Genomic DNA, 15,790 nt, shown 5'->3' with positions numbered 1-15,790 from the left:
CATACGGGGCATGAGCAGGACGAACAAGGTTGCGGGCCGTCGCAGGGCCGCCAAAGGCAGGACATGATCTCATTCGCAGCATTTGAAGGGGTTTGGCAGATCGAGCGCGAGATCGCCGACGCGCTCAGCGGGACGGGCCATTTCGCGGGGCGCGCGCAGCTCTCGGCGTCCGGGCCGGGCGCGTTGCTCTATGCGGAGGAGGGGGTTCTGACCCTCGCCCAGGGCGGCAGCTTCGCGGCCGCACGCCAGTATCACTGGACCGAAGAGCCCGAGGAGGGCGGGGTCGCAGTGCATTTCGCCGATGGGCGGTTCTTTCACCGCTTCTCGCTCGGCGCGCAGGCGGAGGCGGCGCATTTCTGCGATCCGGATCAGTATGACGTGACCTACGATTTCGCCGATTGGCCTCGCTGGCAGTCGCGCTGGCGGGTGACCGGGCCGCGCAAGGATTATGTGATGACGAGCCGCTACATCCGGGCCTAGGCGGTCACTTTCGCAGGTTCGGCCAGCTCGGTGACAATCTGCGCACCGGCCTCCAGCGTGCGGTGCACCGGGCATTTATCGGCGATCTCGAGCAGGCGCGCGCGCTGCGCGTCGTCCAGATCTCCTTCCAGATGGATGCGCCGCTTGAAGCTGTCGATCCGGTCATAGGCGCCCTTGGCGTCCTGCCCATGGACCTTGTCATGCATGACATCCACTGAGACATGGGTCAGGGGCCAGCCCTTCTGCCGGGCATACATCCGCAAGGTCATGGAGGTGCAGGCGCCGAGCCCGGCCGCCACCAGCTGATAGGGGGTCATGCCGCGATTGGTGCCGCCATAGGCGAAGGGCTCATCGGCCTGAATATGGTGGACGGGCCCGGCATTCACATCCTGAAGGAAGCCCGCCGGATCGGCCTCGGCCACGCGGGTGATCCCCTCGGGTGCGCCGGGAGGTGGCGCCGGGGGACGCAGGTCCAGATAGCGTCCGACCCAGGCCGCGATAACCTCGGCAGCGTATTCCGCATCTTCCGCGCGGGTGATCAGATGGTCGGCATCGTCGAGCGTGACGAAGCTCTTTGGATGCTTGGCCGCGCTGAAGATCTGTGTGGCGTTTTCGATCCCGACCTGAGCATCGAGCGGCGCGTGCAGAACGAGGAGGGCAGCCTTGAGGGCGGCGATCTCCGGGGCGAGCTGCTCGGCGGCCACATCCTCGACAAAGGCCTGCTTGATGTGGAAGGGGCGCCCGCCAAGCTTGACCTCGGCCTCGCCGGTCTCGGCGATCTCTTCGAGGGCATCGGTGAAGTTATGGGTCACATGTTCGGGATCAAAGGGCGCGCCGATCGTCGCCACGGCCTTGATGCCGGGAATGCCACGCGCCGCTTTGAGCACCGCCGCACCCCCGAGGCTGTGCCCGATCAGCAGGCTCGGGGCCATGCCCTTTGCGGCCAGCGCCTCGGCGGCCAGATGCAGATCGCCCACATTGGAGCTGAAGGTGGTGTTCTTGAACTCGCCCCCGGAATGCCCAAGCCCGGTGAAGTCGAACCGCAGCACCGCGATCCCCATGGCCGCGAGCCGCTGGGCAATGCGCCGCGCCGCCGGGATATCCTTGGAGCAGGTGAAGCAATGGGCAAAGAGCGCCGTGGCCAGATGCGGACCCTCGGGCAGATCGAGACGCGCCGCCAGCGTATCGCCAGCGTGACCTGTGAATGTGAGTTTTTCCGTCGGCATGGGGCAGCTCCGTGGTTGGAGCCTGAGAATGGGGGGCGCGCAGGTGTCAGGCAACCCATGTGTCAGCGCCGTCACGCAAGGGTGACGGGGAGCGAGAAGGTTGAAACAAATCTAAGATGCCGTAAGGTTAGGGGATATTTGATCTAAGGAATTGGTTTTGGACGCGTTTCTAAGCAGCATTGCTGAAAACTGGAATTGGGCCTGGAAAATCGCTCTTACCTTTGGCGGTGGAACCGCCTTTGCTGTCCGTGTGATGTCAGTCGATGCAAAGAAACGGTTGTTCCTCTGGCTTGCTGGAGCAGAGCCGGGAGGTTGGCCGCGGCAGTTCAATACTTTGTTCGATGGGGTGTTCGGAGACGATCACCGATCTTGGCGTTGCATCAAGCGCTCAGCAATTGCTTCCCTGTTGTTTGTGGTCCTGATCTGGCTGCTAATGAGTCGAGCAGGACTCTTTGAGACGCGGGCTCAGGCGGTTCTGGCCTTCCCGACGCTTCTTGCGACAGGCATCGTGGTGAACGTGGTTGCAGATTATATTTCGTTGTTGGAAACCCGTTGGCTATTGGGGCAGATGGAAACGCGCTGGACCCATCCTTTGGCACAAGTTGGTGTGCTGCTGTTAGATTTGCTTCTTACCGGCGCGATCATTTTCGGAGCACTTTGGTTGTATAGCCAATCACCTCTCCACTCCGGATCGGCGTTTGGCCTAGCAGAGCTTTTAACTGCTTTCAGCGTGTATGCGGTGTTCTTTTATTCTACCTTCTTGACTTCGTTCTGGGTTTGGGCGTTCGTGTTGAGCACGCTTGCGATCAAAGCCATGGTCGGTTTGAACCTGCCCCGACGGACTGACTTAAAAGGCTACCCGGGAGAAGTGATTGGAGGGATCACTGGGCTTGCGGTTCTGCTCGGGGCGCTGACCGCCGCTGCTGCGAACCAGAATGATGACGCCGTGACGCTGGGCGACCGTGTTGTCTGTGTGCTTTTGCCAGGCGAGATTTGCTACGTCATGGCAGAGCTCACCGACGATGAACAACTGCAACTGTTTTTGCTTGAGCAGGCCTGCGAGAGTGGCCTTACGGAGGAGTGCTATGCCCGAGGGCGGGACATCTTGGAGATCGACGGCAAAACCGCCGAGCGGCTTCTTGCCGCAAGTTGTCGTGGGGGCAACGCGCGCGGGTGCACCAGTCTTGGGTTTGTGTATGAGCGGGCGCTTGACGTGGCTTCGGATCCAGAGAAGGCCGCTGAGCTTTACGCTGAAGGCTGTGAGGGCGGGGACGCGCGCGGTTGCACCAACCTGGGCTTTCTGTACAGCGAGGGCCTCGGCGTCCAGTCGGATCCGATCCAGTCAGAGAGGTACTACACTTATGGCTGTGACAGGGGAGACGCGAAAGGCTGCTGGAACCTCGGTGTTGTGCTTTGGCTAGGACAACGTACGTCGATTGACAAAGCCCGCGCTCTCGAGCTGATGATAAGCGCCTGCGAAATGGGGCTTGAAACAAGCTGCGACTGGCTCAGGGCTAACCCTGGATAGTGAGAAGCAAGCCGGCTCTCGAATACAAAAGCTTGCCTGCCTCAACTCCCAAATTGAAATCGAGCAATAAAAAAGGGCGCCCGGAGGCGCCCTTTCGATCTTGGTTCGGATCCGAGGATCAGCAGCTGTAGTACAGCTTGTATTCCATCGGGTGCGGCGTGTGCTCGTAGGCGTAGATCTCTTCCCACTTGAGCTCCATGTAGCCCTCGATCTGGTCCTTGGTGAACACGTCACCGGCCAGCAGGAACTCGTGATCCTTCTCGAGCTCGTCCATGGCTTCGCGCAAGGAGGCACAGACGGTCGGGATGCCGGCCAGCTCTTCCGGCGGCAGATCGTAGAGATCCTTGTCGGAGGCTTCGCCCGGATCGATCTTGTTGTTGATGCCGTCGAGGCCAGCCATGAGCAGGGCCGCAAAGCACAGATAGGGGTTCGCCGCCGGGTCGGGGAAGCGCGCCTCGACGCGCTTGGCCTTCGGGTTCTCGGCCCACGGGATCCGCACGCAGCCGGAGCGGTTCCGAGCGGAATACGCGCGCAGAACGGGGGCTTCGAAGCCCGGGATCAGACGCTTATAGGAGTTGGTCGAGGGGTTGGTGAAGGCGTTCAGAGCCTTGGCGTGCTTCAGGATACCGCCGATGAAGTACAGCGCCTCCTGGGACAGGTCTGCGTACTTGTCGCCTGCAAAGAGCGGCTTGCCGTCTTTGAAGATGGACATGTTCACGTGCATGCCGGTGCCGTTGTCGCCCGCGATCGGCTTCGGCATGAAGGTCGCCGATTTGCCATAGGCGTGGGCCACGTTGTGGATCACGTACTTATACTTCTGCAGCTCGTCCGCCTGATGGGTCAGGGAGCCAAAGATCAGACCCAGCTCGTGCTGGCAGGACGCCACTTCGTGGTGGTGCTTGTCGACCTTCATGCCCATGCGCTTCATGGTCGAGAGCATCTCGGAGCGCAGGTCCTGTGCCGCGTCGGTCGGGTTGACCGGGAAGTAGCCGCCCTTGACGCCCGGGCGGTGGCCCATGTTGCCCATCTCGTACTCGGCGTCGCCATTCCAGGCAGCGTCCTGAGCGTCCACCTCGAAGGCGACCTTGTTCATCTCGGTGGAGATGCGCACGTCGTCAAAGAGGAAGAATTCCGCTTCGGGCCCGAAATAGGAGACGTCGCCGATGCCGGAGGACTTCAGGTAGGCCTCGGCCTTCTCGGCAGTGCCGCGCGGGTCACGGGCATAAGCTTCGCCCGTGTCCGGCTCGACGATGGAGCAGTGCAGGCAGAGGGTCTTTTCGGCATAGAACGGGTCGATATACGCGCTCTCGGTGTCGGGCATCAGTTTCATGTCCGACTCGTCGATGGATTTCCAGCCGGCAATGGAGGAGCCATCGAACATGAACCCTTCGTCGAGGAAGTCCGCATCCACCTGGTCGGACATCACCGTCACGTGCTGCAGCTTGCCGCGCGGGTCCGTGAAGCGGATGTCGACATATTCGACGTCCTCGTCCTTGATGGTCTTGAGAACAGCGTCTTTGCTCATGTGACCTTTCCCTTTCAATCGGTTGTGTGGGTTGTTGTAAGTGCTGCGCGGGCGCTGGGCGCGGCCGCGCCGTGCGATCAGAGCGCGTCTTCGCCGGTCTCGCCGGTTCGGATGCGGATGGCTTGCTCGACAGTCGAGACGAAGATCTTGCCATCGCCGATCTTGTCGGTTTTGGCGGCGGCCACGATGGCGTCAATCGCCCCCTCGGCCTGATCATCGGACAGAACGACTTCGATTTTCACCTTGGGCAGAAAATCCACGACATACTCCGCGCCCCGATAGAGCTCCGTATGTCCCTTCTGGCGTCCAAAGCCTTTGACCTCGACGACGGAAAGCCCCTGAACACCAATTTCCTGGAGCGCTTCCTTCACTTCATCGAGCTTGAACGGCTTGATGACAGCCTCGATTTTCTTCATCCCCCGACTCCCTCTAATTCCGTGGCCTTTTGCAGAACACTTTCATTTACCCTCCACAATTCGGTAGCGTGACGGGACTAGGTCGCATCTTGCGAAAACACAGACGCTGTCTGCGATTTGTGCAGCATGCCTTCAAAATGGGCAACTGAAAAACAACTTGATGGGGTGAGATGTCAGAGCTCCTCACAGCGGCCCAAATGCGGGCCATCGAGCAGGCCGCGATCGACAGCGGTGCTGTGACCGGGCTTGAGCTGATGGAGCGCGCCGGGCGCGGCGTGGTCGAGGCGATTTTCGAGGAATGGCCGGAGTTGGCCAAGGTGCCGCACCGCGCCGTGGTCCTCTGTGGTCCCGGCAACAATGGCGGTGACGGCTTTGTGGTGGCGCGGCTGCTGAAGGAGTTGGGCTGGCAGGTCGAAGTCTTTCTTTATGGCGACCCGAACAAGCTGCCGCCGGATGCTCGGGTGAATTATGAGAGGTGGTTGGAACTTGGCGCGGTTGAGACCCGCGCCATCGCGCCCAAGCCCTTGATGGATGATCACTTGCATATCGAGAGGGGCGTCGATCTGCTCCTTGATGCGCTCTTCGGCACGGGGCTGACACGGGCCTTCGGTGGGCTGTTTTCCACGCTCGCCACCCCGCCCTTGCAAGATCAATTGGTTGCGAAAGGCGTGCGCCGGGTCGCGGTCGATACGCCAAGCGGGCTCTGCGCGGATAGCGGTCGCATCCTCGGTACGACTCTGCCCGCGGATCTTTCGGTGACACTCCATAGCGCCAAACTGGGGCATGTGCTGGCGGATGGTCCCGAGGCGTGCGGCAAGGTTGTGGTCAAAAGCATCGGTCTGAGCTCTGCAGATGGCTCTGCTGCGGAACGTTCTCGCCCGAGGTTGCGAGCGGTCGGGACCGGCCCAGCGGTGCCGCCGGGCGACATCACAACTTCAGTGGACGCGCCGTCTGCGTCCGCACTCTCCAAGCACAAGGCAGAGCACAAGTTTGGCCACGGCCATGCTTTGGTCTTGTCCGGTCCCATGGGCAGATCCGGCGCTGCCCGTCTTGCGGCGCGTGGAGCGCTTCGGGTCGGGGCAGGGCTGGTGACGGTCGGCGCGCCGGGATCCGCGATGATGGAATGCGCGACCCAGCTGACGGCGATCATGCTGCGGCGCTGTGAGGATGCCGTAGGTTTGACAGGGTTGCTGGAAGACGGCCGCTTGAACGCGCTTTGCCTTGGGCCGGGGCTCGGGGTCGGGGACGACACCCGCGCGCTTGTCATTGCGGCCCTTTCTGCCGAGCGCGCGACGGTGCTGGACGCGGATGCGCTGACCTCCTTCGCCGAAGACCCGCAGGCTTTGTTCGATGCGCTTCACCCGAGTGTGGTTCTGACGCCCCATGGGGGCGAGTTCGCGCGGCTGTTCCCGGATATCGCGGCGGAGCTTGCGGCCCCACCTCTCAAAGGCCCCGCCTATTCCAAGGTCGACGCCACGCGGGCGGCGGCGAAGCGCGCGGGCTGCACTGTGCTCTTCAAAGGCCCTGATACGGTGATTGCGTCCCCGGACGGGCGATGTGCTATCAACGCGGCTCTCTATGAGCGCTCCGCACCATGGCTGGCGACCGCCGGGTCGGGCGATGTACTGGCCGGCATCATCACGGGGCTGCTCGCGCGCGGGTTCGATCCGCAATTGGCCGCCGAAACCGGTGTGTGGCTCCATATGGAGGCCGCGCGCGCCTTTGGTCCCGGGCTGATCGCCGAGGACCTGCCGGAGATGCTGCCGCACGTGTTCCGGGATCTAGGACTGGAGTAGGACCGCCGTCTCCCAATCGCGCAGCAATGGCCGCGCGGCGGGGAAGGGGGCCTCCTCCGCCTCGCGCAATTCCGGGAAGATCTCGAACAACTCTTCCTGTGCCGCACGGCCCAGAGTTGAGACCACCGCGGGGCCGGGGCGGAGGCTCTCGGCCCAGATCCCGTCCGCGCGCACGATCTGATGGGCGTCGAACATGAAGTGGTAATAGGTGACAGGGGTCAGGTCGTAGACATGTTGCACCGTGTCATCATTGACCAGATGCACCGCCGCGGCGAGCACCTCCGTGCTGCCAAAGAGCAGATCCGCGCGCCAATCCTCCATCAGCACCCGATGCTGACGCGACACCTGCATGTCGCGCGCGGGCAGTCCCGGGGCAAAGGCGCCTGCCCGGATCAGAACCGGGCGGAACCGCGCGTTTCCAGCCAGTCGCGCGCTGTCGATATGGGCCGCCCCGGCCCAGCGGATGATCTGTACCCCCGCGTCCCGGGTCAGCACGGCATCCCCCTCGCGCAGGGTCTCGACCGGAACCGGGCCCTTTGGTGTCTCGATCAGTGTACCTGCGGTAAAACAAGGCGGCTGGGCATAAGTTTCGTGGTGTTGCGCGCTTTTGCCCGGCCCCTCGGAGGCGCTGACCACCTTGAGCGGCGTGCCCACGGGCGGAAACTTGTCGATGAAGGCGAGGCCTTCCACCGTGCCATAGGCGTTCTTCGCGCCGGGCTCGTTGATGTTGAACCCGATGAGCGTGTAGGTCTCGCTCCCGTCAGTGACCTGGAGTGTATACTCGGCCTCGACCTTCTGGTTGCCGGAATAGGAGCCTCCGTTGAAGTCGAGTGGCTCAGCCAACCGCTGGCTGCCATCGGAATCGGCGAAATGGTCGTCATTGTCCGAGATCGAGACCGGCACCCAATCGCCGGTATTGAGCGTGATCTCCTTGCCGACAAGGTGCTTGCCATTGCCCTGATTGCCCCCGGAGAGCTGGCCTCCGGCGACTGTGATATGGGTCTCTTCCAAGGCGTAGATTTTGTAGGACAATGCCTGGGGCGCCAAGTTGTTTCAACGAGTTGAACCCCGCCATACACCAGAGTTCTGAACGTCGCGTTAGTGTCATGAAACTGTCTGCGCGACAATTCCCTCTCGCCTTCGCGGCGAGGCTTTGCTAACCGGAGCACGTGCGGGTGTGGCGGAACTGGTAGACGCACCAGATTTAGGTTCTGGCGCCGCAAGGCGTGGGGGTTCGAGTCCCTTCACCCGCACCAGCTCCCGTTGATTTTATTGCGAAGATCCCGGATAGGCGGTTTTGAACCCACCTTCTATCCCACACCCTGTTCGATGTAGAACGGCACTTCGTCTACCTTAACAAAGCTCATGGGGCCTTTTTGTAGATGTTGATGTGGCCGTCCTTCGCCCAGCGGTAGAGGGTCGCGCGGCTGATGCCGAACACCTCTTGGGAGTGCACTGGACGGCACGTCACTGGCTTGGAAGTGGCGGGCAAGGTCTATCCTTTTTCCTGCTGCGCGGCGCGAGTGGCATCCCGTGCGATTGCCACAAATGCAGCAGCAGCGACGTCCATCTCATTCAAATATGCAAAGACTTTGCGGAATGCTTTCCACTTGACGTTGTTCCTTTGGCGCGAGGAGCTTGACCTGCGCTCCCTCTGGCGGTGCGCCCGCGTTTTCTTGTGCGGCTCGCTGACTGCTGTTCTACGGTGTTGGCCCATCGCCTTAGCCATGTGCCCCCCCAATGCAAACAAGTGCTAGAGGGGGCGGGATGGTCCCGCCCCGCACAGGAGGCAAAAGGATGAAACTTCAAATCATCTCTACTGCTCTCCAGATCTTTACAGTGGTGGCCCTTGTCACCAACATCGTCCACCACTGGTGATCGGAGTGGTCGTCCCCCGGAAACAGAGGGCGGCTACCCTGAATGTGGAGTTATAGCTATGAAAGCTCAAGACTTTCTTGCATGGACCGAGGCGACCGGCCTTACCTCTGCACGTCAAGCCGCCCTCGCTCTGGATGCGTCGCGGAACAAAATGCAGTCGTGGTTTGCTGATGCCAAGGCTGGCCGGGATGTTCCAGTGAACCGTGTGACCCGCCTTGCTATGACGGCGCTGGCTAATCAACTGAAACCCTGGGACGAATACGAAAGATAGGAGAAACGCTATGTGTAAACGCTTGCACCCTGTCTCTGTCGTGCTGAAGGGCGTTGTCTGTCCCGGGATCTTAGTGGTGGTTCCAAGGCTCAGCACGGCGCCGCCATACAGGCTGTCCAGGTCGAGCCGCCCGGTCCGCAGGTTGCTCAGCTGCTCCACCACCACGGCGCGTGGCAGCGGGGCCAGATCCTCGGTGTCGTTCTTCGAAACCGAAACGGCGCGATCGGTTCCGGCCGTGATGTCGTGATCCACGAACTGCCCGAAATAGGTATAGGCAGCCGGGATGTCGCTGTTTGATACCTCGGGCGGATCCTGATCGATCATGTCCGACGCAACATGTGTCAGCGCATGCAGGACCGCCGCGCCGTGGGGGGCATCTTCGTCGGACAGGCAGAGATAGCCAAACTTTCCGAGATTTGCATCGGTCCAGTCCGGGTAGCTTTAAGCGACGCCAAAACCGCAGACGGATCTGGCTTCCGACGCGTGGGACAATGATTAGCCCGTGCTCGGATCGTCATAGATTGCGTGACCACCATGGCCTTTCAAGAATAACATACTGTCCTCCATAAGAGTTCTGCGCGACGTACAAATCCGACACGTCGCCCCTTCAGGATCCTGCTGCGTTGTGATGTGGTCGTGAGGAGGGCGTTAGGTTGCGCCTAGGCTCTCTCGGGTGGCCAGCTCGGGCCGGACCCTTGGCGAGGCGCGCGCCAAACCCCGCGTGACGTGCCGCGCAGAGGCCCGGGGTCGCGCGATCGGGGGACCGAAGACGCCTCGCTGGAGGCGGCCTGACCGGCTCAGAGGCACCCGGTTCGCCCCTGTGCCGCGCTTGTCCCCCGGATCACGCCGCTTCGGGGCCGATTCCCCCCTTGCACCCTTGCCGCTGCGCACATAGAAGATCGGCTGATTTACCTGCTGGCGGAGGTCGTTTCCGCCTTTCCGAACTGAACCGATAGGGGATGACATGAACGTCACCGAGACCCTCAATGAAGGCCTCAAGCGCGGCTATTCGATCACTGTGACCGCCGATGAGCTCGATGCCAAGGTCAATGAAAAGCTCGCAGAAGCTCAGCCCGAAATCGAGATGAAGGGCTTTCGCAAGGGCAAGGTCCCGATGGCGCTGCTGAAAAAGCAGTTCGGGCCCAAGCTGCTCGGCGAAGCGATGCAGGAATCCATCGATGGCGCCATGTCCAAGCATTTCGAGGATAGCGGTGACCGTCCGGCCCTTCAGCCCGAGGTCAAGATGACCAATGAGGACTGGAAGGAAGGCGACGATATCGAGGTCGCCATGAGCTATGAGGCTCTGCCGGATGTTCCCGACACCGATTTCAGCACCGTCGCGCTCGAGAAGCTGGTGGTGAAGGCAGATGACGAAGCGGTGGCCGAGGCCCTGTCGAACCTCGCGGAGAACGCCAAGTCCTTCGAGACCAAGGAAGGTGCTGCGGAGGATGGCGATCAGGTCGTGATCGATTTCCTCGGCAAGGTCGATGGCGAAGCCTTTGATGGCGGTGCCGCTGAAGACTATCCGCTGACCCTCGGCTCGAACTCCTTCATCCCGGGCTTCGAAGAGCAGCTCGTCGGCACCTCTGCCGGTGAAGAGAAGAATGTCGAGGTCAGCTTCCCCGAACAGTACCAAGCCGAGCATCTGGCCGGGAAGGCCGCGGTCTTTGAGTGCAAGATCAAGGAAGTGAAGGCACCGAAGGCTGCCGAGGTCGATGACGAGATGGCCAAGCAGTTCGGGGCCGAAGACCTCGACGCGCTGAAGGGTCAGATCACCGAGCGTCTCGAAGCGGAATACGCTGGGGCGGCCCGGGCTGTGATGAAGCGCAAGCTGCTTGATGAGCTGGACACGCTGGTGCAGTTCGAGCTGCCGCCGAGCCTGGTGGAAGCCGAAGCGGGCCAGATCGCCCATCAGCTGTGGCATGAAGAGAACCCCGAGGTTCAGGGCCATGACCACCCGGAGATCGAGGCAACGGAAGAGCACACCAAGCTCGCCGAGCGCCGTGTGCGTCTGGGCCTGCTGCTGGCGGAGCTGGGTCAGAAGAACAAAATCGAAGTGACTGAATCCGAGATGACCCAGGCGATCATGGCGCAGGCGCGTCAGTACCCGGGTCAGGAGCGTCAGTTCTTTGAGTTCATCCAGCAGAACCAGCAGATGCAGCAGCAGCTGCGCGCGCCGATCTTTGAAGACAAGGTCGTGGACTATGTGTTCGAGCTGGCCACGCTGACCGAGAAAGAGGTCTCCAAGGACGAGCTGCAAGCGGCTGTCGAAGCGCTTGAAGACGATATCTGAGGCGACCCCTCACAGGAATGACAAAGGCCGCCCCTCGGGGCGGCCTTTTGCGTTTCTGAGCGGGTGCCGGTGGATCAGAGGGAGATCCGGAACTGCGCGAAACCTTCGGGGCCCTCGCCTGCGGGGGCAATTTCGAGCTCGGTGACATCGTCGATATAGCCAGCGGCCTTGGGCCCGGTCTCAAACAGGACCGAAGTGTCGGCCATGGGCGCAAAGCGCCAGTTGCCATCGGCACGCGGGCTGATCGTGCCCTGCTCGACGATGTAGCGGACGATCACGTCGCGATTGGTGTCCGGACCTTCGAAGATGATCGTGTCGCCCGTGCCCGGGAAGCTGCCGCCGCCCGAGGCGCGGTAGTTGTTCGTCGCGATGATGAACTTGGCCTCCGGGTCGAGCGGTGCGCCGTTATAGGTCAGGTTCACGATCCGGCTTGCGGTCGGGTTGAGCGGCCCGCCCTTGGAGTCAAACCGCGAGGGCTGGCTCAGGTCGATCTCGTAGCTGACCCCGTCGATCACATCGAAATTGTAGCTCGGGAAATCGGGGTTGAGCAGGGGCTGGTCGGCCTGGCCCGGGGTGATCTGGTTGAACATCCCCGCAGAGCGTTCGAGCCAATCCTTGACCTGTGCCCCGGTGACCAGCACCGCACGGGCAGTGTTCGGGTAGAGGTAGAGGTCGGCGACGTTCTTGATCGCCACATCTCCGGCGGGCACATCGGTGTAGTATTCCGGACCGCCCCGGCCGCCGGCCTTGAAGGGCGCTGCCGCCGAGAGGATCGGCAGGCCTTCATACTCCGTGCCCTTGAGCATCTCGCCGATATACCAGCTCTGCGCGATCGAGACGATCTGCACCGAGGGGTCATCTGCCACCAACGCGAAGTAGGAGTGCAGCGGCGCGTCGGTCTTGCCCACGGCGCGGCGGACATAGGCGAGGGTGTCATCATGGTCCTGCTGCACCGCATCGAGCACATATTGCTGGCTTTCGACCAGCGGCGTGATCGAGCGGTCCTCGTTGCGCTTGGAGATCGGGCGCGCTTCGGTTTCAGACGAGACCACGCGCCAGACGCCCCCCTCATGCTCGAGCATCAGATCGATCAGCCCCATATGGGAGCCCCAGAAGCCGCCCATGGTGGCGGGCTTGCCATGGATCGTCCCGGCCTCGGCATCCACGGCGGCGTAATCCGCATAGGTGGGCGAGGGGAAGACCAGATGGCTGTGCCCCGTTGCAATCGCGTCGATCCCGTCGAGCGCGGCCAGCGGCACCGAGGCGTTCTCCATCCCGTCGCTCTCCTTCGCGGAGCCGATGCCGGAATGGCTGAGCGCGATGATGATATCCGCGCCTTGCTCGCGCATCTGCGGGACATAGGCCCGCGCAGTCTCAAGGATATCGCGCGCCTGCACATTGCCTTCGAGATGTTTGCGGTCCCAGTTCATGATCTGGGGCGGCACGAAACCGATCAGCCCGACCTTGATCGCGTGCTCTTCGCCCGCGCCATCGGTGACCATGCGGTCGAGGATCACGTAAGGCGGGATCAGCGTCTTGTCGGCGGTGGGGCTCGCGCCCATCTCGCGCACCACATTGGCCGAGATCACCGGAAAGTTTGCACCGGCGAGAGATTTCATGAGGAAATCGAGCCCGTAATTGAACTCGTGATTGCCCAGGGTCGAGGCGTCAAAGCCCACCGCGTTCATGGCGGCGATGACCGGGTGCATGTCACCCTCTTTCATCCCGCGCTCATAGGCGATGTAGTCGCCCATCGGGTTGCCCTGCAGGAAGTCGCCATTATCGACCAGCAGCGTGTTTGTGGCCTCGGCCCTTATCCCGTCGATCAGCGCGGCGGTGCGGGCGAGACCCACCGTGTCGCGCGGACGGTCTGCATAATAGTCATAGGGAAACACATGCACGTGCAGGTCAGTGGTTTCCATAATCCGCAGATGCGCCTGGTTCGCGGCGGCACGGGCGGAATAGGGGTGCAAGGCAATCAAGCTGGCTCCAGCGGCTGTGCCGAGAAAAGTCCGGCGGGAAAGTCGAGCAATCATAAGGTCGATCCTTTGGCTGTACTCGCGCGATGGTTGCACGAATTAACCCTTTGCCGTCATCAAAAAAGAGCCATTTTCGGGAAAACTGTTACCTGTGTGGCATCTATCCGCCCAAAAAAAACGCCGCCCGGAGATCCGGACGGCGCGAATGCCTGGGATGAGCGCCCGATCAGGGCTGCTCGTCCTCGCTCTCGTCGGCGGCTTTGTCTTCAACCGTCTCCACGAGGTCGCTGTCCTCGGACGCGGCAGAGCCGATATCGTCGAAGAGTTCCGCGATCTCGAACTCGGCTTCGGCTTCCGCTTCGGCGGCGAGTTCCTGGATCGACTTGCCGGAGGCTTGCAGCTCGGCTTCCTCGGTGGAGCGCGCCACGTTCAGCACGATATCCGCGGTCACTTCGGGGTGCAGGGTCACGTGCACGGTGTGCAGACCCAGATCCTTGATCGGGCGGGCCAGAGCGACCTGCTTGCGATCGAGGGAGAACCCGTCGGCGGTGGCGGCGTCGGCGGCGTCACGGGTGGTGACGGAGCCATAAAGCGCGCCCGCATCGGAGGCGGAGCGAATCACGACGAACTGCTGACCGTCGAGTTTCTCGGCCAGATCCTCGGCTTCTTTCTTGGTCTCGAGGTTACGCGCCTCGAGCTGGGCTTTCTGAGCTTCGAACTGCTTGATGTTGGCGTCCGACGCGTTCAGCGCCTTGCCTTGGGGCAGCAGGAAGTTGCGCGCATAGCCGGGCTTGACGTCCACGACGTCGCCCATCTGACCAAGCTTGGCCACGCGTTCAAGAAGGATGACTTGCATGTGCTCGGCTCCTTATTTCACGGCGTAGGGCAGCAGGGCGAGGAAGCGGGCGCGTTTGATGGCACGGGCCAGCTCACGCTGCTTCTTGGCCGAGACGGCGGTGATACGGGACGGGACGATCTTGCCGCGCTCGGAGATGTAGCGCTGCAGGAGACGGGTGTCCTTGTAGTCGATCTTGGGTGCATTGTCGCCGGAGAAGGGGCAGACTTTGCGACGGCGGAAAAATGGTTTTGCAGCCATGGTTTAGCGTCCTTTTCTCAAGCGTTGATCAGCGGCGTTCGCGACGGTTGTCACGCTCTTCGCGCTTCTGCATCTGGATCGAGGGACCCTCTGCATGCTCGTCGACCTTGATGGTCATGACGCGCATCACGTCATCATGCAGACGCATCAGGCGCTCCATTTCCTGCACGGCCGGCGCGGGGGCGTCGGTCTTCAGGAAGGCATAGTGGCCCTTGCGGTTCTTGTTGATCTTGTAGGCCATGGTCTTGAGGCCCCAGTACTCGCTGTCGACGACCTTGCCGCCATTGTCTGCGAGGACGGTTCCGAAATGCTCAACCAGGCTTTCGGCTTGCGCGTTGGACAGGTCCTGACGCGAGATAAAGACATGCTCATAAAACGGCATGCGCTCTCCAGTTCTGATACGCGTGTTTCATAGTGCGGCTTGCCGAGGTCCCGGGCCGCACACGAGAGGCCACGCAGGGTCATGTGATCGGGACCCGCGCCTTATACGGGCTGTGCCTGCGAACGCAAGCGTCCCGTGCAGGCCCGCTGCTGTTGCCTTGGGGCGGCGTGGTTCCTGTTACGCGCCGGGTGGCGCTTTCCGTCGTTTGCGCTCTGCGCGCTGGTGCAGAGAAACTGTTGAAGCTGTTGGAATTGTCGCTGGGTCACCTTGGACCCATGTTCCTCGCATAACTCCATATCCAAGGTGCTCACCATGAAACTCCTCTCCTCCACGATCGCTGCTGCCGCACTTGCCCTGACTGCAGGGGCCGCCCAGGCCGAGACGCAGAACTATGTTCTTGATGCCAGCCACAGCCAGATCGTGTTCAGCTATAACCATCTGGGCTATTCGACCACCTATGGCATGTTCTCGGGCTTCGAGGGCGAGATCGCCTTCGACAAGGAAAACCCGGGCAACTCTTCTGTCTCGGTCGCCATGCCCGTCCGTTCGATGATCACCGGCTGGGAAGGCCGTTTTGAGCATTTCATGGGCGATGACTTCTTTGGGGCCGATGACGACAACGATCTGGTGACCTTCACCTCCACCGGCATAGAGGTGACTGGCGAAGATACCGCGCTGATCACTGGCGATCTGACCCTGAATGGTGTGACCAAGTCGGTCGTGCTGGATGCCAAGCTGAACGGCATGGGCACCCATCCCATGGCGCAGAAGGACTGGGCCGGGTTCGATGCGACCACCACGCTCGTGCGCTCGGACTTCAATGTTGGCGCCTTTGCGCCCTTCGTCAGCGATGAGGTCGAGGTTCTGATCTCCATCGAGGCGATGATCGCCGAATAACGCACACCGCAATTTCGCGACCA

At 61.7% G+C, this 15,790-nt stretch carries 14 protein-coding genes and 1 tRNA gene; 6 read left to right on the top strand and 9 right to left on the bottom strand.

Translation table 11 applies throughout. The features are described from left to right. Positions 1-63 precede the first annotated feature (63 nt). Positions 64-480, top strand: coding sequence for a DUF6314 family protein (locus tag ACP153_RS00325; RefSeq protein WP_424968970.1), 417 nt, complete (start codon positions 64-66; stop codon positions 478-480). On the opposite strand, the gene ACP153_RS00320 is transcribed toward ACP153_RS00325, so the two are convergent. Further along, the gene (locus ACP153_RS00320) at positions 477-1,706 is read right to left on the bottom strand and encodes an alpha/beta fold hydrolase (RefSeq protein ID WP_424968969.1); all 1,230 of its coding nucleotides are present in this window, start codon (positions 1,704-1,706) and stop codon (positions 477-479) included. The genes ACP153_RS00325 and ACP153_RS00320 overlap by 4 nt on opposite strands. 157 nt (positions 1,707-1,863) lie before the next feature. Between ACP153_RS00320 and ACP153_RS00315 the strand changes: the two genes are divergently transcribed. Then, positions 1,864-3,234 carry a tetratricopeptide repeat protein gene (locus tag ACP153_RS00315; protein WP_424968968.1) on the top strand — a complete coding sequence of 457 codons (1,371 nt, stop codon included), beginning with the start codon at positions 1,864-1,866 and terminating at the stop codon, positions 3,232-3,234. A gap of 118 nt (positions 3,235-3,352) precedes the next feature. Here the strand turns inward: ACP153_RS00315 and glnA are convergent, their stop codons facing one another. Together glnA and ACP153_RS00305 are read right to left on the bottom strand one after the other, a co-directional pair. Next, the gene (gene glnA / locus ACP153_RS00310; RefSeq protein ID WP_424968967.1) at positions 3,353-4,759 is read right to left on the bottom strand and encodes a type I glutamate--ammonia ligase; all 1,407 of its coding nucleotides are present in this window, start codon (positions 4,757-4,759) and stop codon (positions 3,353-3,355) included. A gap of 77 nt (positions 4,760-4,836) precedes the next feature. Next, positions 4,837-5,175, bottom strand: coding sequence for a P-II family nitrogen regulator (locus ACP153_RS00305; RefSeq protein WP_424968966.1), 339 nt, complete (start codon positions 5,173-5,175; stop codon positions 4,837-4,839). Between the two features lie 170 nt (positions 5,176-5,345). Here ACP153_RS00305 and ACP153_RS00300 point away from each other — a divergent pair, with 170 nt between their 5' ends. Then, positions 5,346-6,971 carry an NAD(P)H-hydrate dehydratase gene (locus ACP153_RS00300; RefSeq protein WP_424968965.1) on the top strand — a complete coding sequence of 542 codons (1,626 nt, stop codon included), beginning with the start codon at positions 5,346-5,348 and terminating at the stop codon, positions 6,969-6,971. Here ACP153_RS00300 and ACP153_RS00295 read toward each other — a convergent pair. Continuing rightward, a complete protein-coding gene (locus ACP153_RS00295) occupies positions 6,957-8,003 on the bottom strand; it encodes a Hint domain-containing protein (protein WP_424968964.1) in 1,047 nt (348 codons plus the stop codon). The two genes, ACP153_RS00300 and ACP153_RS00295, sit on opposite strands and share 15 nt — an antisense overlap. A gap of 139 nt (positions 8,004-8,142) precedes the next feature. On the opposite strand from ACP153_RS00295, the gene ACP153_RS00290 reads away from it, so the two are divergent. Further along, positions 8,143-8,227, top strand: a tRNA-Leu gene (locus ACP153_RS00290). Between the two features lie 596 nt (positions 8,228-8,823). Here ACP153_RS00290 and ACP153_RS00285 read toward each other — a convergent pair. Beyond that, complete coding sequence (locus ACP153_RS00285; protein WP_424968963.1) at positions 8,824-9,444, bottom strand: hypothetical protein; 621 nt, start codon at positions 9,442-9,444, stop codon at positions 8,824-8,826. A gap of 640 nt (positions 9,445-10,084) precedes the next feature. Between ACP153_RS00285 and tig the strand changes: the two genes are divergently transcribed. Further along, positions 10,085-11,413, top strand: coding sequence for a trigger factor (gene tig, locus ACP153_RS00280; protein WP_424968962.1), 1,329 nt, complete (start codon positions 10,085-10,087; stop codon positions 11,411-11,413). Positions 11,414-11,487: 74 nt separating this feature from the next. Here the strand turns inward: tig and ACP153_RS00275 are convergent, their stop codons facing one another. The 4 genes from ACP153_RS00275 to rpsF all read right to left on the bottom strand — a co-directional run bounded on the left by ACP153_RS00275 (position 11,488) and on the right by rpsF (position 14,870). Next, a complete protein-coding gene (locus ACP153_RS00275) occupies positions 11,488-13,449 on the bottom strand; it encodes a bifunctional 2',3'-cyclic-nucleotide 2'-phosphodiesterase/3'-nucleotidase (RefSeq protein ID WP_424968961.1) in 1,962 nt (653 codons plus the stop codon). A gap of 169 nt (positions 13,450-13,618) precedes the next feature. Next, positions 13,619-14,248, bottom strand: coding sequence for a 50S ribosomal protein L9 (rplI, locus tag ACP153_RS00270; RefSeq protein WP_424968960.1), 630 nt, complete (start codon positions 14,246-14,248; stop codon positions 13,619-13,621). Positions 14,249-14,260: 12 nt separating this feature from the next. After that, positions 14,261-14,488: a 30S ribosomal protein S18 gene (rpsR, locus tag ACP153_RS00265; protein WP_005982441.1), complete on the bottom strand. Its 228-nt coding sequence runs from the start codon at positions 14,486-14,488 to the stop codon at positions 14,261-14,263. A 28-nt stretch (positions 14,489-14,516) separates the two neighbouring features. After that, complete coding sequence (gene rpsF / locus ACP153_RS00260) at positions 14,517-14,870, bottom strand: 30S ribosomal protein S6 (protein ID WP_424968959.1); 354 nt, start codon at positions 14,868-14,870, stop codon at positions 14,517-14,519. 312 nt (positions 14,871-15,182) lie between these two features. Between rpsF and ACP153_RS00255 the strand changes: the two genes are divergently transcribed. After that, positions 15,183-15,767: a YceI family protein gene (locus tag ACP153_RS00255; RefSeq protein ID WP_424968958.1), complete on the top strand. Its 585-nt coding sequence runs from the start codon at positions 15,183-15,185 to the stop codon at positions 15,765-15,767. Positions 15,768-15,790: the final 23 nt, after the last annotated feature.

The organism is Dinoroseobacter sp. S76 (genome assembly GCF_049801095.1).
GTDB lineage: Bacteria > Pseudomonadota > Alphaproteobacteria > Rhodobacterales > Rhodobacteraceae > Dinoroseobacter.
This window is presented reverse-complemented; position numbering and strand designations above follow the sequence as displayed.